At 65.5% G+C, this 22,775-nt stretch carries 19 protein-coding genes; 13 read left to right on the forward strand and 6 right to left on the reverse strand.

Features of this window, described 5'->3' with window-relative positions; all coding sequences use genetic code 11:
• From atpD to V5740_RS07430, 3 genes are read left to right on the forward strand one after another with little or no spacing between them, the layout of a single operon-like run.
• Window positions 1–1,464 (forward strand): F0F1 ATP synthase subunit beta, encoded by a 1,464-nt coding sequence (gene atpD, locus V5740_RS07420; protein ID WP_347301866.1) that lies wholly within the window; start codon window positions 1–3, stop codon window positions 1,462–1,464.
• A 57-nt stretch (window positions 1,465–1,521) separates the two neighbouring features.
• On the forward strand, window positions 1,522–1,971 hold the full coding sequence (locus V5740_RS07425; protein ID WP_347301867.1) for a hypothetical protein: 450 nt from the start codon (window positions 1,522–1,524) through the stop codon (window positions 1,969–1,971).
• A gap of 4 nt (window positions 1,972–1,975) precedes the next feature.
• The gene (locus V5740_RS07430) at window positions 1,976–2,233 is read left to right on the forward strand and encodes an ATP synthase F1 subunit epsilon (protein ID WP_347301868.1); all 258 of its coding nucleotides are present in this window, start codon (window positions 1,976–1,978) and stop codon (window positions 2,231–2,233) included.
• A 5-nt stretch (window positions 2,234–2,238) separates the two neighbouring features.
• Here the strand turns inward: V5740_RS07430 and V5740_RS07435 are convergent, their stop codons facing one another.
• A complete protein-coding gene (locus tag V5740_RS07435; RefSeq protein ID WP_347301869.1) occupies window positions 2,239–2,529 on the reverse strand; it encodes an HNH endonuclease in 291 nt (96 codons plus the stop codon).
• A complete protein-coding gene (locus tag V5740_RS07440) occupies window positions 2,516–3,442 on the reverse strand; it encodes a DMT family transporter (RefSeq protein ID WP_347301870.1) in 927 nt (308 codons plus the stop codon). The genes V5740_RS07435 and V5740_RS07440 overlap by 14 nt, the downstream gene beginning before the upstream one ends.
• A gap of 83 nt (window positions 3,443–3,525) precedes the next feature.
• Here V5740_RS07440 and V5740_RS07445 point away from each other — a divergent pair, with 83 nt between their 5' ends.
• The 7 genes from V5740_RS07445 to V5740_RS07475 all read left to right on the forward strand — a co-directional run bounded on the left by V5740_RS07445 (window position 3,526) and on the right by V5740_RS07475 (window position 13,703).
• A complete protein-coding gene (locus V5740_RS07445) occupies window positions 3,526–5,043 on the forward strand; it encodes a CpaF family protein (protein ID WP_347301871.1) in 1,518 nt (505 codons plus the stop codon).
• A gap of 420 nt (window positions 5,044–5,463) precedes the next feature.
• The gene (gene mdh / locus V5740_RS07450; protein WP_347301872.1) at window positions 5,464–6,426 is read left to right on the forward strand and encodes a malate dehydrogenase; all 963 of its coding nucleotides are present in this window, start codon (window positions 5,464–5,466) and stop codon (window positions 6,424–6,426) included.
• A gap of 11 nt (window positions 6,427–6,437) precedes the next feature.
• On the forward strand, window positions 6,438–7,328 hold the full coding sequence (gene sucD, locus V5740_RS07455) for a succinate--CoA ligase subunit alpha (protein ID WP_347301873.1): 891 nt from the start codon (window positions 6,438–6,440) through the stop codon (window positions 7,326–7,328).
• An 85-nt stretch (window positions 7,329–7,413) separates the two neighbouring features.
• Window positions 7,414–10,221 carry a 2-oxoglutarate dehydrogenase E1 component gene (locus V5740_RS07460; protein WP_347301874.1) on the forward strand — a complete coding sequence of 936 codons (2,808 nt, stop codon included), beginning with the start codon at window positions 7,414–7,416 and terminating at the stop codon, window positions 10,219–10,221.
• Between the two features lie 15 nt (window positions 10,222–10,236).
• On the forward strand, window positions 10,237–11,493 hold the full coding sequence (odhB, locus tag V5740_RS07465; protein ID WP_347301875.1) for a 2-oxoglutarate dehydrogenase complex dihydrolipoyllysine-residue succinyltransferase: 1,257 nt from the start codon (window positions 10,237–10,239) through the stop codon (window positions 11,491–11,493).
• 91 nt (window positions 11,494–11,584) lie between these two features.
• A complete protein-coding gene (gene lpdA, locus V5740_RS07470) occupies window positions 11,585–12,988 on the forward strand; it encodes a dihydrolipoyl dehydrogenase (RefSeq protein WP_347301876.1) in 1,404 nt (467 codons plus the stop codon).
• A gap of 94 nt (window positions 12,989–13,082) precedes the next feature.
• The gene (locus tag V5740_RS07475) at window positions 13,083–13,703 is read left to right on the forward strand and encodes a trimeric intracellular cation channel family protein (RefSeq protein WP_347301877.1); all 621 of its coding nucleotides are present in this window, start codon (window positions 13,083–13,085) and stop codon (window positions 13,701–13,703) included.
• Here V5740_RS07475 and V5740_RS07480 read toward each other — a convergent pair.
• Window positions 13,688–14,296 carry a hypothetical protein gene (locus tag V5740_RS07480; protein WP_347301878.1) on the reverse strand — a complete coding sequence of 203 codons (609 nt, stop codon included), beginning with the start codon at window positions 14,294–14,296 and terminating at the stop codon, window positions 13,688–13,690. The two genes, V5740_RS07475 and V5740_RS07480, sit on opposite strands and share 16 nt — an antisense overlap.
• Window positions 14,297–14,373: 77 nt before the next feature.
• Window positions 14,374–14,943 (reverse strand): hypothetical protein, encoded by a 570-nt coding sequence (locus V5740_RS07485; protein WP_347301879.1) that lies wholly within the window; start codon window positions 14,941–14,943, stop codon window positions 14,374–14,376.
• Between the two features lie 189 nt (window positions 14,944–15,132).
• On the opposite strand from V5740_RS07485, the gene V5740_RS07490 reads away from it, so the two are divergent.
• Together V5740_RS07490 and V5740_RS07495 are read left to right on the forward strand one after the other, a co-directional pair.
• Entirely contained in the window at window positions 15,133–17,871 is a 2,739-nt protein-coding gene (locus V5740_RS07490; protein ID WP_347301880.1) for an ATP-dependent DNA helicase, read from the forward strand.
• Window positions 17,868–18,431 carry a histidine phosphatase family protein gene (locus V5740_RS07495; protein WP_347301881.1) on the forward strand — a complete coding sequence of 188 codons (564 nt, stop codon included), beginning with the start codon at window positions 17,868–17,870 and terminating at the stop codon, window positions 18,429–18,431. Before V5740_RS07490 ends, V5740_RS07495 begins: the two co-directional genes overlap by 4 nt.
• An 8-nt stretch (window positions 18,432–18,439) precedes the next feature.
• Here V5740_RS07495 and V5740_RS07500 read toward each other — a convergent pair whose 3' ends face one another.
• Window positions 18,440–18,901, reverse strand: a complete 462-nt coding sequence (locus V5740_RS07500) for a DUF2721 domain-containing protein (protein ID WP_347301882.1) — start codon at window positions 18,899–18,901, stop codon at window positions 18,440–18,442.
• Window positions 18,902–19,066: 165 nt separating this feature from the next.
• On the opposite strand from V5740_RS07500, the gene V5740_RS07505 reads away from it, so the two are divergent.
• Window positions 19,067–21,649 carry an HWE histidine kinase domain-containing protein gene (locus V5740_RS07505; protein WP_347301883.1) on the forward strand — a complete coding sequence of 861 codons (2,583 nt, stop codon included), beginning with the start codon at window positions 19,067–19,069 and terminating at the stop codon, window positions 21,647–21,649.
• Between the two features lie 23 nt (window positions 21,650–21,672).
• Here V5740_RS07505 and V5740_RS07510 read toward each other — a convergent pair whose 3' ends face one another.
• Window positions 21,673–22,716, reverse strand: a complete 1,044-nt coding sequence (locus tag V5740_RS07510; protein ID WP_347301884.1) for a mannose-1-phosphate guanylyltransferase — start codon at window positions 22,714–22,716, stop codon at window positions 21,673–21,675.
• Window positions 22,717–22,775 lie beyond the last annotated feature (59 nt).

Below are 22,775 nucleotides of genomic sequence, written 5' to 3' on the forward strand. Positions count from 1 at the left end.
ATGGCCACCGCCCCCGCTTACAACCCGAACATCACCGAGAAGGGCACGATCGCCCAGGTCATCGGCGCCGTCGTCGACGTGACCTTCGCCGGTGAACTGCCCGCGATCCTCTCCGCGCTGGAAACCACCAACAACGGCACCAAGCTGGTGCTGGAGGTCGCGCAGCATCTGGGTGAGAACACCGTGCGCTGCATCGCCATGGACGGCACCGACGGCCTGGTCCGCGGGCAGGACGTGGTGAACACCGGCGCGCAGATCAGCGTGCCCGTCGGCCCCAAGACGCTGGGCCGCATCATGAACGTCATCGGCGACCCGATCGACGAGCGCGGCCCGATCGGCGCCGACCGCTCCGCCCCGATCCATGCCGAGGCTCCGCTGTTCGTCGACCAGTCGACCGAAGCCGCGATCCTGGTGACCGGCATCAAGGTGATCGACCTGCTCGCCCCCTATGCGCGCGGCGGCAAGATCGGCCTGTTCGGTGGCGCGGGCGTCGGCAAGACCGTGCTGATCCAGGAACTGATCAACAACATCGCCAAGGGGCATGGCGGCGTGTCCGTCTTCGCCGGCGTGGGTGAGCGTACCCGCGAGGGCAACGACCTCTACCACGAGTTCCTGGATGCGGGCGTCATCGCCAAGGATGCGGAGGGCAACGCCATCTCCGACGGGTCCAAGGTGGCGCTGGTGTTCGGCCAGATGAACGAGCCGCCGGGTGCCCGCGCGCGCGTCGCGCTGTCCGGCCTGACCATGGCGGAATACTTCCGCGACGAGGAAGGCCAGGACGTGCTGTTCTTCGTCGATAACATCTTCCGCTTCACCCAGGCAGGTTCGGAAGTGTCGGCGCTGCTCGGCCGTATCCCCTCGGCCGTCGGTTATCAGCCGACCTTGTCGACCGACATGGGCAACCTGCAGGAACGCATCACCTCCACCACCAAGGGGTCGATCACCTCGGTGCAGGCGATCTACGTGCCTGCGGACGATCTTACCGACCCGGCGCCCGCCACATCCTTCGCTCACCTCGACGCGACCACCACGCTGAACCGCGCGATCTCCGAACTGGGCATCTACCCGGCGGTCGATCCGCTGGATTCGACCAGCCGCGTGCTGACGCCGGCCGTCGTCGGGCAGGAGCACTACGACGTGGCCCGCCGCGTTCAGGAGACGCTGCAGAAGTACAAGAGCCTGCAGGACATCATCGCCATTCTGGGGATGGACGAGCTGTCGGAAGAGGACAAGCTGACCGTCCAGCGCGCGCGCAAGATCCAGAAGTTCCTGTCGCAGCCTTTCCACGTGGCCGAGGTGTTCACCAACATCCCCGGCAAGTTCGTGCAGGTGGAAGACACCGTCCGTAGCTTCAAGGCGGTGGTCGATGGCGAATACGACCATTTGCCGGAAGCAGCCTTCTACATGGTCGGCGGCATTGACGAGGCCGTGGAAAAGGCCCGCAAGATGGCCGAAGGTTCCTGATGATTGGGGGATCGGGCCGGTTCTGCCATTGGCGAATCGGCCCATCCCTCTCAGGTTATGGCCGATTGGCTGCTGCGGCGGCTGGTCTGGGCCGGGATCGCCTGCTTCCTGGCGATCTCCGCATTCGATATCCATCGTTGGCGCGTGACCCATTGGCAGCAATTCGATGCTGCCTTTGCTATGCTGAAGGGGCATGTACTCGGCGTTCCGCCGCAGCCGGTCTGGCTTTATGCGGTCGGTCTGCCGTTCATCGCCGTCAACTTCTACTGCCACGTTCAATTGCTGCGCGGGCAACGCCGGGGCCTGCTGCGGCTGTTCGTCGGCAGTGCCGTCGGCATCGCGCTGGTACCGCTCGCGGGATTGCAGACGGTCAGTTACCAGATGATCTGGCCCGACCTGCTGCGCCTGACCGGCTACGGCATCACCGGCGCCATCGCCATCATCCTCGCCTTCGGGCTGGACAGCCGCTCCGCCGCGTTGGTAGACGCGCGCCCGTCAAAGGATTGAACCCATGCCGCTCCATTTCGAACTCGTGACCCCTGCCAAGCTTGTCCGTAGCGAGGACGTCCACATGGTCGTCGTCCCGGGCACCGAGGGTGAGTTCGGCGTGCTAGAAGGGCATGCGCCTTTCATGTCCACCATCCGCGATGGTGCGGTGCAGGTCTACCGTACGGCCGATTCCGCGCCCGAGACGATCCAGGTGCGCGGCGGTTTCGCCGAAGTTGGTGATCGGGGCCTGACGGTTCTGGCCGAGCACGTCGACGACTGATCGACTCAACGTCGCTTCGTGCGGGTCGGCGCATGGAAGTCAGGCGGCTTGCCCGCCACCCAGCGCACGAAGGCCGCAATATCGGCATTCTCCAGCAAGGATCCGTGATCGGCGCCAATGCGCGCGAGTTGCGCGTTGGTGAAGTTCGCATGGATTGCCTTGTGGCAGATCGGGTGCAGCGGAACGGTCGCACGTCCTCCCTTCGACTTGGGCACTGTATGGTGCTGCTGCACCCGGCTGCCGAGCGACCGCCCGCATAGCCAGCAAGCCGGCGCCAGATCATCAGCCGACGGCATTGTCCTCCGCCATCACCAGCGGCCCCTGCGTGGCTCGCCACAGATACAGGCCGGCCCCGACAATCAGCGCGGCACCTGCCAGCGCGGTCATGTCGGGCACTTCCCCAAAGAACAGCGCGCCCAACGCCACCGCCACCAGCAATTGGCCATAGGTCATCGGCGCAACTGTACCCGCCCCTGCGCGCGACACGCCCAGGTAGATCAGCCAGTGCCCCAGGCTTGCGGTGCCGCCGATCAGGACGCAGCGGGCCAGCACGCTCCAGTCCGGCCAACCCACCTGGAACGGCGGAAGGCCGGTCGCATGCAGCACTGCCACCAGCGGCAGCATGAAGATGAAGGCCGTCACGCACAGCCAGTATTGGATGCGCAGCACGCTTGCATGCCCCACGCTGGCACGATTGGCCACCATCACAACCGACATCCCCGCCGCCCCTACCAAGGGCAGAAAGGCGGCGGCGCCCGCTTCGGCAAGGTTGGGTCGCAGAACGATAGCGACCCCGGCAAAGGCGATGGCAGTGGCGATCCAGGTCTGTCGTCGGGCCGGCTCCCCCAGCAGCAGCATGGCGAGCAGCGCGGTCATCATCGGCTGGGTAAAGGTGATGGTCGTCGCCTCCGCCAGAGGCATGATCCACAGTGCGAAGAACATGCCCAGGGCGGACAGCGCGATGCCGATCCCGCGCACCCATTGCAGCGGCGCCCGCGGTACGGCCAAGGCGCCCGCGCCCTCCTTCCGGACCAGCAAGGTCCCCAGCAGCGCCATGGCGGCCAGATAGCGGACCAGCACCATCGCCGGCGCCGCCCATTCGCCGGCCATGCCTTTCACGATCGCATCGCCGACCGAAAGCATGGAAAACCCCGCCAGCGTGAACAGCAGCCCTGCCCGTTCTCCACCCTGCATCGTGTCGCCCTGCATCCCTGTCGCGGTACCCGTCCGCCGCGCTTAGCCGGGCCGCGGCATTTAGGGAAACGCAAGCATTGCCCCCTACGCACTAACGTATGACCGCCTTTGGACAGAGAACCGTCGCCGCCCGCCCCCGTTTCGGCGTGGCCCAGCCTATGCAGGGCAAGGCTGGCGGCTTCAGTCCTGTCTCCGCCCCGCCAGAGCCGCTTTTGCCTGAAGGTCTCGATGCCGGAGCGCCGGGTGCGTTGATCGCGACGAGCGTCTCGGGATCGAGCAAGGCCGATGCGATGAGCCGGCTGGAAGATCGCGCCCGCGCATTGCTGAACACCGGCGTGGACGATGCCGGAGGGTTCGAGGCAAGCATTCACCGTATCAAGGAACAGGTGCTGCCTCGCCTGCTGGAGCGCGTCGATCCTGAAGCCGCTGCGACCCTCAGCAAGGACGAGTTGGCGGAGGAGTTCCGCCCGATCATTATGGAGGTGCTGACCGAGCTCAAGATCACACTCAACCGGCGGGAGCAGTTCGCGCTGGAGAAGGTGCTGATCGACGAGTTGCTCGGCTTCGGCCCGCTTGAGGAACTGCTCGGCGATCCTGAAGTGACCGACATCATGGTGAACGGGCCGGACCAAACCTATATCGAAAAGAAGGGCAAGCTCCAGCTTGCCCCCATCCGCTTCCGCGACGAGGTGCACCTGTTCCAGATCGCCCAGCGGATCGTGAATCAGGTCGGTCGACGTGTCGATCAGACGACTCCGCTGGCGGACGCCCGCCTGAAGGATGGCAGCCGCGTCAACGTGATCGTCCCGCCTTTGTCGCTGCGGGGGACTGCCATCTCCATTCGGAAGTTCTCCGAAAAGCCGATCACGCTGGACATGCTGAAGACCTTTGGGTCGATGAGCCAGCCGATGTGCACCGCGCTGAAGATCGCGGGCGCATCGCGCATGAACATCGTGATCTCTGGCGGTACCGGTTCTGGCAAGACCACGATGCTGAACGCCATGTCGAAGATGATCGACCCGGGCGAGCGCGTGCTGACGATCGAGGATGCGGCGGAGCTGCGGCTGCAGCAGCCCCACTGGCTGCCGCTGGAGACCCGCCCGCCCAACCTGGAAGGTCAGGGCGCGATCACCATCGGCGACCTCGTGAAGAACGCGCTGCGCATGCGACCGGACCGCATTATCCTGGGCGAGATCCGCGGCGCCGAATGCTTCGACCTGCTGGCCGCCATGAACACCGGCCATGACGGGTCCATGTGCACTCTCCACGCCAACAGCCCACGCGAGGCGCTGGGCCGCATGGAGAACATGATCATGATGGGCGACATCAAGATTCCCAAGGAGGCGATCAGCCGCCAGATCGCGGAGAGTGTCGACCTGATCGTGCAGGTCAAGCGTCTGCGAGACGGCAGTCGTCGCACCACCAACATCACGGAAGTGATTGGGATGGAAGGCGACGTGATCGTCACGCAGGAACTGTTCAACTTCGAGTACCTGGACGAGGGCGAGGATGGAAAGATCCTGGGCGAGTTCCGGTCCAGCGGCCTGCGGCCCTACACGCTGGAAAAGGCACGCCAGTTTGGTTTCGACCAGGCCTATCTGGAGGCGTGTCTCTGACGTCCGTCGACCGCAGATTGTAGGGCCGCGCACAGGTCCCAACCGACGTCCGCAACCATGTCGCCGCGATACGCATGACCCCCTCCGGGAATCAGGAACATTTCCGAGTGCTGAGCGGATCGGCGCTAATGACTTGGTCCGCATTTTGGAAGGCAATCCGCAGCGTGCTGGTCGATCATCTGGGTATGCTAGCCAGCAGGTGGCCGCCGAGAAATCTGGCGCGCCAAGTTAAACGAAGACGTTAATGTAATTGCGAACTGATTGCAGTAATTGTTTCCCGCTGATCCTTTTAGTCGGTTGCCAAGCGTCTCCCGCGCGCCTACGGCGGGACCACACTGGCGACGTGCCCGTTTGCGGGATGCAGGGCCGCGCCTGGAGAGCCGAGAGAATGCGCCCGCGCTGAAGAGGATACGGCACACCATGGCCCGCAAGAAGATCGCCCTTATCGGCGCCGGCATGATCGGCGGCACTCTGGCGCACCTCGCCGCCAAGAAGGAAATGGGCGACATCGTCCTGTTCGACATTGCCGAAGGCATGCCGCAGGGCAAGGCGTTGGATCTGTCGCAGTGCGGCCCGGTTGAAGGCTTCGACGCGAAGATCACCGGCACCAACGATTATGCCGACATCGCGGGCGCGGACGTCATCATCGTCACCGCCGGCGTGCCGCGCAAGCCCGGCATGAGCCGTGACGACCTGCTCGGCATTAACCTGAAGGTGATGAAGGCGGTCGGCGAGGGCATCAAGGCGCATGCGCCCGACGCCTTTGTGATCTGCATCACCAACCCGCTGGACGCGATGGTGTGGGCGCTGCGCGAATATTCCGGCCTGCCGCACAATAAGGTGGTCGGCATGGCCGGCGTGCTGGACAGCGCACGCTTCGCCACCTTCCTGGCGTGGGAGTTCGATGTTTCGGTGAAGGACGTAAACGCCTTCGTACTGGGCGGTCATGGCGACACCATGGTGCCGGTCACCTCCTATACCACCATCTCCGGTGTGCCGGTCGATGACCTCGTCGCCATGGGCAAGTCCAGCAAGGAGGCGATCGATGCCATCGTGCAGCGCACCCGCTCCGGCGGCGGCGAGATCGTTGGCCTGCTGAAGACCGGCAGTGCGTATTACGCACCCGCCACCAGCGCAATCGCCATGGCGGAGGCCTATCTGGGCGACCAGAAGCGTATTCTGCCATGCGCCGTCTATGTGGACGGCCAGTATGGCCTGGACGGTCTGTATGTCGGCGTGCCTGCGGTGCTGGGCGCCAATGGTGTGGAAGAAGTGATCGAAATCGCGCTGGACGACGAGGCCAGGGGCAATCTCCAGGTCAGCGTCGATGCGGTCAAGGAACTGCTGGTTGCCTGCAAGGGCATCGACGGCGAGCTGGGCTGAAAGGGACCATCATGAGCATTCTGGTCGACAAGAACACCAAGGTCATCACGCAGGGGATGACCGGTGCAACGGGCACTTTCCACACCGAACAGGCGCTGGCCTACGGCACGCAGATGGTCGGTGGCGTGACTCCCGGTAAGGGCGGCACCACGCACATCGACCTGCCGGTCTATGACACGGTGGCGGAAGCGAAGGCCGCGACCGGCGCGACCGCAAGCTGCATCTACGTCCCGCCGCCGTTCGCCGCCGATTCCATCCTGGAGGCGATCGACGCCGAGATGGAGCTGATCGTGTGCATCACCGAAGGCGTTCCGGTGCTCGACATGGTGCGCGTGAAGCGTGCGCTGTCCGGCAGCAAGAGCCGCCTGATTGGCCCGAACTGCCCCGGCGTGCTGACGCCCAACGAATGCAAGATCGGCATCATGCCGGGCTCCATCTTCTCCAAGGGGTCTGTCGGCGTAGTGTCGCGTTCGGGCACGCTGACCTACGAGGCGGTGTTCCAGACCACCAATGCGGGTCTGGGGCAGACCACTGCGGTCGGCATCGGCGGTGACCCGGTGAACGGCACCAATTTCATCGACGTGCTGGAGCTGTTCCTGGCCGATGACGAGACCAAGTCGATCATCATGATTGGCGAGATCGGCGGATCTGCCGAAGAGGAAGCGGCCCAGTTCCTGAAGGACGAGGCGAAGCGCGGTCGGTCGAAGCCCATGGTGGGCTTCATCGCCGGGCGCACCGCCCCTCCGGGCCGTCGTATGGGTCATGCCGGTGCGATCGTCTCCGGCGGCCAGGGCGGCGCGGAAGACAAGATCGCAGCGATGGAAGAGGCTGGCATCCGCGTCGCCTCCTCCCCGTCCGAACTCGGCAGCACGCTTGACGCGCTGCTCAAGGAGCGCGTGTAACGCCTCCGAAGCCGGCGCCCCGCCATGGGGCGCCGGTATTGCCTGCCGCGGCATCACGCGGGCACCAACAGGTCTGGAACCGATCATGGGTAACGAAGCGCACTCCTTTCTCCCCGAGCTGACCGACCAGGAAGGTCAGCAGCCCGGTCCCAGCTGGCAGAATGCCAACTGGCCGCTGACCGAAGGCGGCGCCGGCGACGATCTCGCGCTGGCGATGGACCCCACCCGGATGAGCGTGGTGGTGAAGGAGGCCGCGGCCAAGGCTGGCAAGGCGCTGGACGCCAGCCAGGTGGAACAGGCCGCGGGCGATTCGATCCGCGCCATGCTGCTGATCCGGACCTATCGGGTCCGTGGACACCTGGCGGCGCAGCTCGACCCGCTCGGCTTGGCGAAGCGTGAGCTGCCTGAAGATCTTACGCTGGAGTGGAACGGCTTCACCGGCGCGGCGCTGGACCGCGAGGTCTATGTCGGCGGCAATCTGGGCCTTAATTGGGTCAAGCCCGCCAAGCTGCTGGAAGTCCTTCAGGCCAATTACTGCGGCAAGGTCGGCCTTGAATACATGCACATCGCGGATGTGGAGGAGCGCCGGTTCCTGCAGGACCGCATCGAAGGGCCGGATAAGGTCATCACCTTCACGCATGAGGGCAAGCGCGCCATCCTGCAGGCGGTGATCCGGGGCGAGGAATACGAGAAGTTCCTGGCCAAGAAGTATGTCGGCACCAAGCGCTTCGGCCTGGATGGCGGCGAGAGCATGATCCCGGCGCTGGAGGCCGTCATCAAGTATGGCGGCGCGCTGGGCGTGCGCGAGATCGTGTACGGCATGGCCCATCGCGGCCGGCTGAACGTGCTCGCCAACGTGATGGCCAAGCCATACCGCGTGATCTTCCACGAGTTCTCCGGCGGCAGCGCCAACCCCGACGATGTCGGTGGTTCGGGTGACGTAAAGTACCACCTCGGCACCAGCACCGACCGCGAGTTCGACGGCACCTCCGTCCACATGAGCCTGGTGCCGAACCCGTCGCACCTCGAGACCGTTAATCCGGTCGTGCTGGGCAAGGTCCGCGCGCAGCAGGCGCAGCGCGACGACCTGAACAAGCACCAGCAGGTCCTGCCTGTGCTAATCCACGGCGATGCGGCTTTCGCGGGCCAAGGGATCGTATGGGAATGCCTCGGCCTGTCTGGTCTCAATGGATATGACACCGGCGGGTGCCTGCACTTCGTCATCAACAACCAGATCGGCTTCACCACCAGCCCGCAATTTGCGCGCTCCAGCCCCTATCCGTCCGATGTGGCGAAGGGCGTGATGGCACCGATCCTGCACGTAAACGGCGACGACCCGGAAGCGGTGACCTTCGCCTGCAAGCTGGCGATCGAGTACCGCCAGCAGTTCAGGCGCGATATCGTAATCGACATGTGGTGCTATCGCCGGTTCGGCCACAATGAAGGCGACGAGCCCAGCTTCACCCAGCCGCTGATGTATTCCAAAATCCGCAGCCACGCGCGGATCAGCGAGCTGTATGCCTCCCGTCTCGCCACCGAAGGCGTGGTGGCGGCCGCGGATGCGGATGGAATGCGTGCCGAGTTCGAGGCGACTCTCGCCGGCGAGTTCGAGGCTGCCAAGTCGTACAAGCCGAACGAGGCCGACTGGTTCGCCGGACGCTGGAGCGGGTTGCACAAGCCGGCCGACCCGGAGACCGCACCCCGCAACGTGGAAACGGCGATCAGCCCCAAGCTGTTCGACAGCCTGGGTCGCACACTTACCACGGTGCCGGAGGACCTGACCGTCCACAAGACGCTGTCGCGTGTGATCGACGGGCGCCGCACCATGTTCGACAGCGGCGAAGGGTTCGACTGGGCCACGGCCGAGTCGCTCGCGTTTGGCAGCCTGGTCACCGAAGGGTTCGGCGTCCGTCTGTCCGGCCAGGACTCGGGCCGCGGCACCTTCAGCCAGCGGCACGCAATCTGGGTCGACCAGCAGGACGAGCGCAAGTTCGTGCCGCTGTCCACCTTGCCGCACGGCAAGTTCGAGGTCTATGACAGCCCGCTGTCCGAATACGGCGTGCTCGGCTTCGAATATGGCTTCGCCTTGGCCGATCCCAAGACGCTGGTTCTGTGGGAGGCGCAGTTCGGCGACTTCGCCAATGGTGCGCAGATCGTGATCGACCAGTACATCGCGTCGGGCGAGTCCAAGTGGCTGCGTGCCAACGGCCTCGTCATGCTGCTGCCGCACGGCTACGAAGGCCAGGGGCCGGAGCATTCCAGCGCCCGGCTCGAACGCTTTCTGCAGCTGTGCGCGGATGACAACATCCAGGTGCTGAACATCACCAGCCCGGCGAACTACTTCCACGTGCTGCGCCGGCAGATGCTGCGGCCGTTCCGCAAGCCTATGGTCATCATGACGCCCAAGTCGCTGCTGCGCCACCCGCTGGCCAAGAGCGCCGCGGCCGACTTCCAGGGCACCAGCCACTTCCAGCGGCTGCTGTCCGACATGACGCCCGTCGCAGACGAGAAGGTGCGGCGCCTGGTCCTGTGCAGCGGCAAGGTCGCCTACGACCTGTTCGAAGCGCGCGACAAGGAAAGCCTGACCGACGTGTCGATCGTGCGGGTGGAGCAGCTCTACCCCTTCCCAGGCGAGCCGCTGGCGGAGCGGATCGCCAGGATGCCCAACCTCACCGAAGTGGTCTGGTGCCAGGAAGAGCCCAAGAACAACGGTGCCTGGTTCTTCGTGGAAAGCCGGATCGAGGAGGCGCTGATCGCCGCCGGCAAGACCGGCATGCGTCCGTCCTATGCCGGACGCGATGCCTCCGCCTCCCCCGCGACGGGTCTCGCCAGCCGGCACAAGACCCAGCAGGAAGCCCTTGTTTCGGCCGCGCTCGGCCTTTCGCAGAATTGATGGCAGGAAATCGACATGGCGATTGAAGTTAAGGTCCCCGTTCTGGGGGAATCGGTGGCCGAGGCGACCATTGGCGAGTGGCTGAAGAAGCCGGGTGAGGCGGTCGCTGCTGACGAGCCCATCGCCAGCCTGGAAACGGACAAGGTGGCGGTGGAGGTCCCCTCCCCCGTGGCCGGTGTCATGGGCGATTACCTAGTGCAGGTCGGCGACACGGTCGAGGTCGGCGCGGTGATTGCCACAGTCAACGACCAAGCCGGTGCCGGTGGCGCCGCCCCGGCGCCCTCCCCCGCCCCGGCCGCGGCGCCCGCACCCTCCGCCTCGCCTGCTCCCGTCCCGACGCCCGCCGCTTCCGGCGGCAGCGATAATAGCGGTGACCAGACCCTGTCCCCCGCGGTGCGCCGCGCGGTACTGGAACACGGCATCGACCCCGCGTCGGTCAAGGGCACCGGCAAGGATGGCCGCCTGACCAAGGAAGACGTGCTCGCCGCCGCTCAGGCCAAGAAGGACGCCCCGGCTGCCAGCACCTCCGCTCCTGCGCCCAGCGCCGCGCCTGCATCGTCAGGCGGTGCCGATCGCACGGAGGAGCGGGTCAAGATGACCCGCCTGCGCCAGACCATCGCCAAGCGGCTGAAGAGCGCGCAGGAGAATGCCGCGCTGCTGACCACGTTCAACGACGTGGACATGACCGCCGTGATCGAGGCACGCGAGGCGTACAAGGACGTCTTCGCCAAGAAGCACAACATCAAGCTCGGCTTCATGAGCTTCTTTGCCAAGGCCGCCTGCCTGGCGCTCAAGGACGTGCCGGCGGTGAATGCCCGGATCGAAGGCGACGAGATCATCTACAACAAGTATGTCGATCTCTCGGTCGCAGTCAGCGCCCCCAACGGGCTGGTCGTGCCGGTGGTCCGCAACGTCGAGGCGATGAGCTTCGCCGAGGTGGAGCAGGCGATCGCCGGCTTCGGCAAGAAGGCCAAGGAAGGCGCTCTGACCATGGCCGACATGGCCGGCGGCACCTTCACCATCTCCAATGGCGGCGTGTTCGGATCGCTGATGTCGACGCCGATCATCAATCCGCCGCAGAGCGCCGTGCTGGGCCTGCACCGGATCGAGGATCGCCCGGTCGCCATCAACGGCCAGGTCGTGATCCGGCCGATGATGTATATCGCTCTGTCCTACGACCACCGCATCATCGATGGGCGCGAGGCGGTGACCGCGCTTAAGATCATCAAGGACGCCATCGAGGATCCGATGCGTCTGCTGATCGACCTGTAAGGAAGAATGGGCCGGCCGCTCCGCTACGGAGCTGCCGGCCTTCTGATTTGGCCCGCTCGTGCCCACATCGGCACGCACGGAAGGAAGACCAATGGCTGAACACGACTACGACGTCCTTGTCATCGGTGCCGGACCGGGCGGCTATGTCGCCGCGATCCGCGCCGCGCAGCTGGGATTGAAGACCGCCTGCGCCGAAAGCCGCGAGACTCTGGGTGGCACCTGCCTCAATGTCGGCTGCATCCCGTCCAAGGCGCTGCTGCACGGCAGCGAGCTGTTCGAAGAAGCGCATGAGGGTGCCCTCGCCAAGTTCGGCGTGAAGGTAGAGGGCGTCAGCCTGGACCTCGACGCCATGATGGGCGAGAAAGCCACCGCCGTTAAGGAGCTGACCGGCGGCATCGAATACCTGTTCAAGAAGAACAAGGTCACCTGGCTGAAGGGTCAGGCCAGCTTCGTCGACGCCAACAGCGTCGAGGTCGCGGGCCAGAAGGTCACCGCCAGCAACATTGTGGTCGCCACTGGCTCTAGCGTCACCCCGCTGCCGGGCGTGGAGATCGACAATGCCGCCGGCGTGGTGGTCGACAGCACCGGCGCGATCGCGCTGACCAAGGTGCCCAAGCGCATGGTCGTGATTGGCGGCGGTGTAATCGGGCTGGAACTGGGCAGCGTATGGCGCCGTCTAGGGGCCGAAGTGATCGTGGTGGAGTTCCTGGATCAGTTGCTGCCCGGTATGGACGGCGAGATCCGGAAGGAAGCCGCTAAAATCTTCAAGAAGCAGGGCATGGAACTGCGCCTGTCGACCAAGGTGACCGGCGTCGCCGTTAACGGCAGCACCGCCACCCTCACACTGGAGCCCGCCGCCGGCGGCGCGGCCGAGACGCTGGAGGCGGATTGCGTGCTCGTCGCCATCGGCCGCCGCCCCAACACCGCCGACCTGAACCTGGAGGCCGCGGGCCTCGAGGTAAACGGCAAAGGCCAGATCGAGACCGACCACGGCTTCAACACCAAGGTCGAGAGCATCTGGGCTATCGGTGACGTCATCACCGGCCCGATGCTGGCGCACAAGGCGGAGGACGAAGGGATTGCCGTCGCCGAGAACATCGCCGGGCAGGTCGGCATCGTCAATCACGCGGTGATCCCGTCCGTGGTCTACACCATGCCCGAATTCGCCGGCGTCGGCTTGTCCGAAGAGGCCGCGAAGGAGGCCGGGCACGAGATCAAGGTCGGCAAGTTCCCGATGGCGGCGAACAGCCGGGCCAAGACCAACCGCGACACGACCGGCTGGGTGAAGGTCATCGCCGATGCCAAGAGCGACAAGGTGCTGGGTGTGTGGATGGTTTCCAGCCTTGCCGGCACGATGATCGCACAGGCGGCGCAGGCGATGGAGTTCGGCGCCACCAGCGAGGACATCGCCTACACCTGTCACGCGCACCCGACCCATTCGGAAGCTATCAAGGAAGCCGCCATGGCGGTTCAGGGCAAGCCGATCCACGTCTGACCGGAACGCCGGCCAAGTGGGACAAAAGGGTCGTCCGGCAGCGGACGGCCCCTTTTTGTTGCGCCGTTCCCGCAGCTAAGTCAGGGCAACGACGATGGAACCGCTGCCTACCCCTGCCCTGCCGCCTTTGCTGGACCTGACCGGAATAGCAATCTTTGCGGTAAGTGGGGCGCTGGTCGCCGCGCGGATGCGGCAGACCTTCGTCACCACTTGCTTCTTCGCACTGGTGACGGGCGTGGGCGGCGGGACCGTGCGTGACGTGCTGATCGGGTTGCAGGCGTTCTGGATCAGGGATCCGTGGGTCGCGGCCGTCATCCTTGCTTCCGCCCTGCTGGTCTGGCTGACGCCGACCCGGTGGTGGGAGGGAATGCTGCTGGAATGGGCGGATGCGCTCGGCCTGGCGGTGTTCTGCGTGCTGGGAACGGCGAAGGCGATCGCCTATGGCGTGGCACCGCTGCCGGCGGCGGTGCTGGGAGTGGTGACGGGCTGTGTCGGCGGGATCATCCGCGACGTGCTGGCCGGCGTTCCGTCCATCCTGATGCGGCCCGAACTCTACGTCACCGCCGCCGCCCTGTCGGCTGGGCTGTGCGCCTTGTTCACCGCGCTGAACGTGCCACCGGCATGGGGCTGGAGCATCTCCGCCGCGGCTGGTTTCGCATTGCGCGGGGCGGCGATGGTTTGGCGAATCGAATTGCCCGCCTATCGCGCGGAATAGCTTCGGCCATCGCCCAGGTCGCCACGTGCGCGAATATAGGTGGCATCGTCGTACTGGCCGTCAATCGGGGCCGCAGCACCGTAATAGCCATCATCGGCGGGCTGCCCAGCGTCACCCACCTGGACGTCGCTGACCCGGCCGTCATTGCCGATACGGCAGGAGAACGGCGCCCCGCCATCGACCGCGCCGGACACGAACCAACCATCGCCGGTGCGGTTGGCCCCGTCTACCCCAACGACATTGGTGCCCGTCGCCTCCAACTCGGCCACGCAGATGTCGACGGCCCGGTCTAGCCCGCTGCCACCCGCCTGGCTGCCATACTCCGCGCCATAGCCGCGCGTATCCTGTTCCGGGTAACGGACCGGTACAGGCTCGTTCTCCCGCTGGCGCCCGTCGAACACGCCCGCAATGGCGGCAATGGCGCCCAGCACGGCAACGCCTGCGATTACGTCGCCGGCACTCACGCCATTGTCACGATCATAGTGCCGATCCCAGTCGCGTCCGCGACCCCAATGGTCACGCGCCATGACAGGCGTTGTAATCAGCGCGAGGCTGGCGGCGGCGGCGGCGAGGAGTTGAGTATGGCGGCGCATGGGCGTTTGATCCGACTGGTTAGATGAACATGATAGGTGGCCGGTGCTTGCATGATGCTGAACCGGCCACCCGCTGATCACAGACCGCGGATCCCGCTGTAATCGATATCAACCACCCGGCCCCAATCGATGCGGCAGGTGAAGTTGCCGGCATCCCAACCACGGTAATTGTCGTTCCAACCGCGGTAATCATTGTTCCAGCCGCGACCGTAGCGTGGATCGCCGCGGCGCCAGCCGCGATCCATCTGGTTCACCGCAATACGGCCGCGGATGCGATAGCCGTTGCGATTGCGGTCGATGTCGCGGATGTCGGTCACTTCGGATCTGCCACCATAGGAATAACGGCTGGCCGTCCGCTCCGCCACGGCAACGCACTGCTCCACGGCGTCGCGCGGATTGTATCCGTAATAACCGTCATTGTAATAACGATCGTCGTAATAGCCGCCCCGGCGATTGTCGCGGCTGGCCGCGCTGGCGACGGCTGCGATGCCGCCGATGATCAGCGCGCCCGCGATGATCTCACCAGCGGAGATGCCATTGTCGCGGTCGCGATAACGATAACCTTGCGCCTGTGCCGGCGCGATGCTGCCCAGCGCCATGGCGCCGGCGGCAGCGGAACCGATCAGACCCTTGGTAATGCTGTGCATGATCTTGCTCCTGACTTCGTGAAGGTGACCTGATGAGCCACTGACCGGACCTGGATAGAGCCACAGCCATGATGCTTCACTGAACCGGGCTGGCAAGATCTGTTCATGTTTGCCGCCCACTATCTGAACATATTGATACGGCTGAGCGGGCGCGTTTACTTTCCGTTCTACCACCGCCATCTACTCGACATGGATGCCCTGTCCTTGCCTGCTCTTCATGCCAGCCATGCCGGTTGCTGGCTGGCCGATGCCGAAGGGAACGTCAGAGCGCTGGGCAAGGGGGCCGCGCTGAATGCTGCCGCGGAAACGCCGGTGCTGCTGCTGAACGCGCCGCTGGTCGCCAGCCGCTTGGGTTATCCCGACCTCAGCGGCCTCGATCTGCTGGAACTATTCGCCTTCCTGCACCCCGCCCGCTTCGTCGTGCCCACACCCAAGGGTCTGGCCGAAGCGCTGAGAATGCCCGTGCCCGGCAGTGACGATCAGGTGCCCGCCTTGCTACGTGCAGCCGCAGCGCGGCTCGTCTCGGTTTGCGCCGATCCCGCCTGGGCGGAACGGGAGGGCGCGTGGAGTGCGCTGCAATCACTGAGCCGATTGCGGTGGCCGTGGGCGCAGGTGCTGGGGCCGCATATCGCCAAGCCGGAGCGGGCGGAACGCTGGCTGTTCGCCCGACTACCCGAATGGCAAGAGGCCGCGCCCCGCGCTCAGCCGCGACAGGCGATCCTGGAACCCGATTCCATCAACGCACGCCTGACCAATCTCACCGGCACAGGCGCCGAACGCCGTGTCGGGCAATTCGCCTATGCCCAGGGCGTCGCGCAGATGTTCGCGCCACGCGCTACCCGGGGTCGCCCGCACCTGCTGCTGGCACAGGCGGGCACAGGCATCGGCAAGACACTGGGTTATCTTGCCCCCGCCAGCCTGTGGGCGGAACAGAGCGGCGGAACCGTTTGGGTCAGCACTTATACCAAGAACCTTCAGCGGCAGCTTCGGCGTGAAAGCGCGCGCGCATGGCCACAGCAACGGCCTGACGGCAGCCGCCCCGTCGTGGTGCGTAAGGGACGCGAAAACTATTTGTGCCTTCTGAACCTGGAGGATGCGCTGCAAGGCGGCTTCGGCGGACGGGCTGCCGTCCTGGCGCACCTGGTGGCGCGCTGGGCCGCGTACACGCAGGATGGCGACATCGTGGGCGGCGACCTGCCCGGCTGGCTGGGCACGCTGTTCCGCAGCCGCGCCATTCGCAGCCTGACCGATCAGCGCGGCGAGTGCATCTACGCCGGCTGCCCGCATTACCGCAAATGCTTCATCGAACGCGCCGCACGCGCGAGTGCCGAGGCGGACCTGGTCATCGCCAATCACGCGCTGGTGATGGTGAATGCGGCGCGTGGGCGCGATCATGCGCAACGCCCGACACGCATCATCTTCGACGAAGGACACCACGTGTTCGAGGCGGCGGACAGCACTTTCGCCGCGGCGCTGACCGGGCGGGAGGCGGTGGAGCTGCGCCGCTGGCTGCTCGGCCCCGAACGCGGCGGCAAGGGTCGCCGACGCGGGCTAGCGGCGCGCCTAGCTGACATCGCCAGCTATGACGAAGCGGGCAGCGGGGCAATCGCCGGCGCGGTCGAGGCTGCCGACGCCCTGCCGGCCGACGGATGGCTGCAGCGGGTCCATGAAGGAGTCCCGCTTGGCCCTGTAGAAGCGCTGCTCGGTGCGGTGCGCGCCACCACCTATGCCCGGGACGAGAGCGCTCAAGATGCAGGCTACGGCTTGGAGACCGAAGTAGCCGGGCTGGACGGTTCGGTAGTGGAACTGGCGCAGCAGGCCGCCATGTCTCTGGCGGCGATCCGTCAACCATTGCTGCTGCTGGGCCAGCGTTTGGAAGCGGTGCTAGAGGACGCGCCCGACTGGCTGGATGCACAAGGCCGGGCGCGGGTGGAAGGCGCGCGACACTCCCTAACCTGGCGGGTCGATCTGCTGCTGGCGTGGGAGGCGATGTTGGCGCGTCTGGGTGGCCCTGCTGACCCCAGCTTCGTCGACTGGATGGCGGTGGATCGGGCCGATACTCGCGAGTTCGATGTCGGGCTGCACCGCCACTGGCTGGATCCTAGCAAGCCATTCGCCCGCGTGGTGCTGGAACCGGCTCACGGCGCCATGCTGACCAGTGCCACGCTGTGCCCGGGCAGCGCGGAAGGGGAGGACTGGCAGGTGGCGCTGGCCCGATCTGGCGCCGCCCATCTGGAAGGCTCCCCGCTGCTCACCGCCGCCGCCAGCCCATACGATTATGCGAGCATGGCGGAGGTGCTAATCGTCACGGACGTACCCCGCGGAGACATTCCCGCGCTCGCCGGCGCGTACGGGCGGATCATTGAGGCCGCAAGCGGCGGCGTACTCGGGCTGTTCACCGCCATCCGCCGGCTGCGCGCCGTGCATGCGCGCATCGCCGACCGTTTGGCCAGGAACGGGCTGCCGCTTTACGCGCAGCATGTCGATCCGATCGATACCGGCACGCTGGTCGACATCTTTCGCGACGACACCCGCGCCAGCCTGCTGGGAACCGATGCCTTACGCGACGGTGTCGACGTGCCCGGCCACTCGCTGCGTTGCGTGGTGCTGGAACAGGTGCCCTGGCCAAAGCCGGGCATCCTGCATCGTGCCCGCCGCGCCGCGCACGGCAGCGGCACGGCCTATGACGACATGCTGATCCGCGCTCGGCTGGCGCAGGCCTTCGGCCGCCTGATCCGCTCTGCCGGGGATCGCGGCCACTTCATTGTCCTGTCAGCCGCATTCCCAAGCCGCCTGCTTGATGCCTTTCCCGCCGGCACACCGGTTAGACGCGTGAGTCTGGAGCAGGCTTTACAAGCTGTCGGTGCGGGTGTCTCATGCCTGACGGAAGCAGCGGTGCCGGACGCCGGACTGCCAGGGGAGCCGTGAGCAAGGTCGTGAAGCTGCTGGGTTTGCTGCGTCATGCCAAGTCCGACTGGTCGGAAAGCGAAATGCGCGGCGGCGCGCAGCGGGACTTCGATCGTGGACTGAACGGACGCGGGCGACGCGGCGCCGCGCTGATGGGGCGGCACATCGCCGACCATGGCGTCAGGTGGGATCACCTGCTCGCCAGCCCGGCAGAACGGGTGCGGCAGACATTCGCCGCAACCGGACTGCCGTTCCAGCCGGACTGGCGCGAACGCGCCTACCTGGCCGATGCGGACACGCTGCTGGAGTTGGTGCAGGCGCTGCCCGCAGCGGCGACGAGCGCGCTGGTCATGGCGCACAACCCCGGCTTGCAGGATCTGGTGATGCTGCTCGCCCATCATGGCGAGCCCGGCCTGTGCGCCGCAGCGGCGGAGAAGTTTCCTACAGCCGCCTTCGCCGTCCTGGAACTCGATGTGGCGACTTGGCGCGATGCGGAACCCGGGTGTGCCCGGCTGGTTCACTTCGCCCGTCCGCGCGATCTCGATCCCGCACTGGGACCGGAGCCGCACCCGGCGGGCTGACCTACGGCCTAGAGCTTGCGCTCAAGCTCCAGGTAGGTGTCCGGGATCTTCAGCGCTGCGGTGGCGACGCGGGTTTCCCGCAGGAAGTAGAGCAGCGCCACCATCAGCGTGGCAATTGCCAGGAAGAAGAAGGCGCCGGCAAAGCTCTGCAGATTGACGCTGAAGATCTCCTCCACGAACAGCATGGCGACCGTGATCCCGATCAGCAGGCCGCTCGACACCAGCAGCAGCATGGCGCTGTTGATGAGGTTGATGCGGCGGTCGACGATGCGGATCTCCCGCACGATGGCGTCATGTTCCGCGCCGCTGGTGCGCGGGTGATTTTCCTGCAGCGTGCGTGAGCGGTCGACCACTCGGGCAAGACGGTTTGATAATATATTCATGATGTTACCGATGGCGACCAGCACAAAGACCGGCGCCAGCGCCAGCTGGATCGTCTGCGCGATGACCCCCTGAAGGTTCAGTTCCATGCCCGACGGTCACTCCTTGCCCCTTGCCCGGGAACCCTAGCGGCAGCTAACGCTTTTGGAACAGAAGGAATTTATCAAGACGACATGCCTATCGGATCATTCCCGTGAGGCTGCCTCTGGCGGGGACATGAAGATAGTGGCGTATCGCACTTGGAGTGTGCCGGCGTGACCAGCACGGTCCACCAGTACGACCTGACCGATTGCGACCGGGAACCGATCCATCGGCCGGGCAATATCCAGAACTTCGGTGCGCTGATTGCGCTCAATGCCGACTGGATCGTCGCGCACCGTTCCGCCAATCTTTCAGACATTTTGGGTCGCGATCACGCTCCGACCATCGGCGCGCGCCTGGGCGAACATTTCGTTCCTACCGCCATGACCCAATTGCGCGAGGCGGCCGGTCAACTCGACGAAGGGGACACGACCGGCAACAGCGCCGACCTTGTCAGCCGACTGTTCGGCATCAGCCTGATGGGCAATGGCGATCTGTTCGACATAGCCGTGCACCGCACGGGTAGGCTGGTGGTGATTGAGCTGGAACCCCATGCACCCGGTGGTGAATTGACCCATCTGGGTGGCCTGCGGCCGTTGATGCAGCGATTGGCGCGGCATAACGACGTCGGCGATCTGTGCGCCGACGCGGCTCGCCAGATGAAAACCCTGCTCGGCTTCGACCGGGTCATGGTCTATCGCTTCCACCCCGACGGCAGCGGAGAGGTGTTTGCCGAGGCGCGCGAGCCACGGTTGGAGCCGTTCCTGAACCTGCGCTATCCTCACACCGACATACCGCAACAGGCGCGCACGCTGTACCTGCGCAACCTGCTGCGGATCATCGCCGATGTTGATGCGACGCCCGTGCCGATCGAGCCGGCAACCACGCTGGAAGGTGCGCCGCTCGATCTGTCGCTCAGCACGCTGCGGGCGGTGTCGCCGATCCACCTGGAATACCTGCGCAACATGGGCGTCGCAGCGTCGCTGTCGATCTCCATCGTCGTTGGCGGCAAGCTGTGGGGGCTGTTCGCCTGCCACCATTACGAGCCGCGCAGCGCCAGCTATTCGCTGCGGACCACGGCGGAACTCTTCGCGCAGCTGTTCGCGCTGCAACTGGAGCTGGCGATCTCTACCGCCGGCAGCCGCGTGGCGGAGCGCGGGCGGCAATTGCATGATCGCCTCATGACCCGACTGGTCGGCGGCACCGCACTGGTGGAAAACCTTGCCACGCTGGACAGCGTGATCGGTCAGGTCATCCCGCATGACGGGGCGAGTGCCTTTGTCGATGGCGATTACCGCTGCCGCGGCGCCGCTCCGTCGGAAGAGGAGTTCATGGCGTTGGTCCCGGCGCTGAACGCCGCCTCGACCAGCCAGATCATCGCCACCGAAGCGCTCGCCGACCTGCTGTCGGCCGCTGCTGCATTCGCTGATCGTGCCTGCGGCGCGCTGGTGATCCCCGTCAGCCGCCGCCCCCGCGACTATGTAGTCCTGTGGCGGCGCGACCTGCCGCAGGTGGTCGTCTGGGCCGGCCGGCCGGAGAAGGCCGTCGATTACGGTCCCAACGGCCCGCGTCTGTCCCCGCGCAAGAGCTTCGAGGCATGGCAGCAATCGGTGGAAGGGCGCAGCACGCCATGGACGCCGGAAGAGCTGACAGTGGCGGAACATGTGCGCATCACCCTGCTCGAGGTTATCCTGCGCCTCAGTGACGAACAGATGGTGGAACGCCAGCGCGCGGCGGAGCAGCAGGAACTGCTGATCGCCGAGCTGAACCACCGCGTGCGTAACATCCTCACGCTGATCCGCGGGCTCGTCAGCCAGTCCCGCAGCGAGGGGACCAGTATCGAGCAATTTGCAGATCTGGTGGGCGGACGCATCCGCGCACTGGCACTGGCGCATGACAATATCACGCGCGAACAATGGGCCCCTGCCTCGCTCCACGATCTGATCCGGACGGAGGCGGAAGCGTATCTGTCAGGCAAGATCCAACGGGTGAGCATAACCGGTCCGGACGTGCTGGTCGCCCCGGAAGCCTACACCGTGCTGGCGCTGGTCTTGCACGAGATGATGACGAACTCGGCCAAATACGGTTCGCTGTGTGACAGCAGCGGGCGGTTGGCCATTGATACGCGTCTCGACAAGTTAGGCGATCTGCAGATCAGCTGGCGCGAAAGCGGCGGACCACCGGTGCGTCCGCCGCAGCGGCGCGGCTTCGGCAGCACGATCATCGAACGATCGATTCCCTATGAACTGCGGGGCGCCGCCAATCTGCGCCACAAATTGAGCGGGGTGGAGGCTGACTTCACGATCCCGTCCCGCTTCGTCCAGCCCGCCGGCCCGGGTGCGGCGCGCGAGCCGGCGGAAGGATTCACCCTGATGGAACGCAAGGGCAGCGAAGGAACCGGCACCATGCAGCATGTGCTGGTGGTCGAAGACAGCATGATCATCGCTATGGATGCGGAGGAGGCCCTGCTTGGCCTCGGCGTGCCGCGGGTGAGCGTGGTCAGTTCCGTCGCCGGTGCCCTGCCCATGTTGGAGCAAGATCGTCCCGACCTGGCGCTGCTCGACTTCAATCTCGGTGTGGAATCGAGCGAGCCCATCGCTCGCGCGCTGGATGCGGCCGACATCCCGTACTGGTTCGTCACCGGGTACGGTGATGCCATCGCGCAACTGGGAGAGACCAGCGCCCGCGGTATCCTGCAGAAGCCGTATTCGCCTGCCGATCTGGCGGGCATCCTGGAAGAGATGCGCGGGGGCTGAACCAGCCCCCGTCATCCTGACAATTACTGACTGCTCGCGCCTGTCAGCTTGCCGACTTTCTGCGCGCCGGCCATGCTGGTCACCAGCACCTCGCCGTTATCCACGACCACCGCGATGTCTTCCAAGCCGATGACCGACACGCGTGGGCCATCCGTTTCGGCCAGCACACCGCGACAATCCACCAGCTCGACATTGCCGATCACGGTGTTCGCGCCATCGTCGTCCAGACCGCCGAGGCGCGCGTCGCGCAGAGCGTGCCAGTTGCCGATGTCAGACCAGCCCATCACCGCCGGCACGACCGCCGCGCGGTCCGTTTCCTCCATTACTGCGTAATCAACCGACTCGCCATCGATCGCGCCGAAGCTATCGACATCCGGGAAGAACAGTGCGCCCTCGCTGCGGCCATCGACCACCGATCGCTGCACCAGAGCAGCCATGTCAGGACGGAACCGCTGCAAGGCATCGAGATATGCGCCCGCACGAAACGCGAAGATGCCGCCGTTCCAGCTGTAATTGCCATCCTTCAAGAAGGCTTCCGCTGTGGCGAGGTCTGGTTTCTCCACGAAACGCTGCACTGCAAATCCGCCTGGAATTGCCTCCCCACGCAGGATGTAGCCGTAGCCGGTTTCCGGATGGGTGGGGGTGATGCCCAACGCGACCAGCCAATCCTCTCCGGCCAGGGCCGCTGCCGCGCATGCCGCCTGGGTAAAGGCGGGCGCATCGGCGATGTGGTGGTCGCTGGGGCAAACCAGCATGATCGCGTCGACCGGGAGGCGCGCCGCGGCGAGCGCGATGGCCGGTGCAGTGTTCTTGCCCTCCGGCTCGACGATCACCTCCGTTCCAGGGAATGCCGCGGCCTGTGCCTGCACATGGGCGAGGTGCGCCGCGCCCGTGACGATCAGCGCGCTGGCAAAGCGGTCATCACCGGCGCAACGGCCCAGCGTCGCTTCGAACAATGTACGTTCTCCCACCAGCGGCAGGAACGGCTTGGGCATGTGCTTGCGGCTGCGCGGCCACAACCGCGTTCCGCTGCCGCCGCTCAGGACTACCGGGTGGATCGCCGCCATTATTATTATTCTTTCTGAAGTCGAGAGAAGCCGACACCCGGCCTAGCCGGTGTCACCCA

Source organism: Croceibacterium sp. TMG7-5b_MA50 (genome assembly GCF_039830145.1).
GTDB lineage: Bacteria > Pseudomonadota > Alphaproteobacteria > Sphingomonadales > Sphingomonadaceae > Croceibacterium.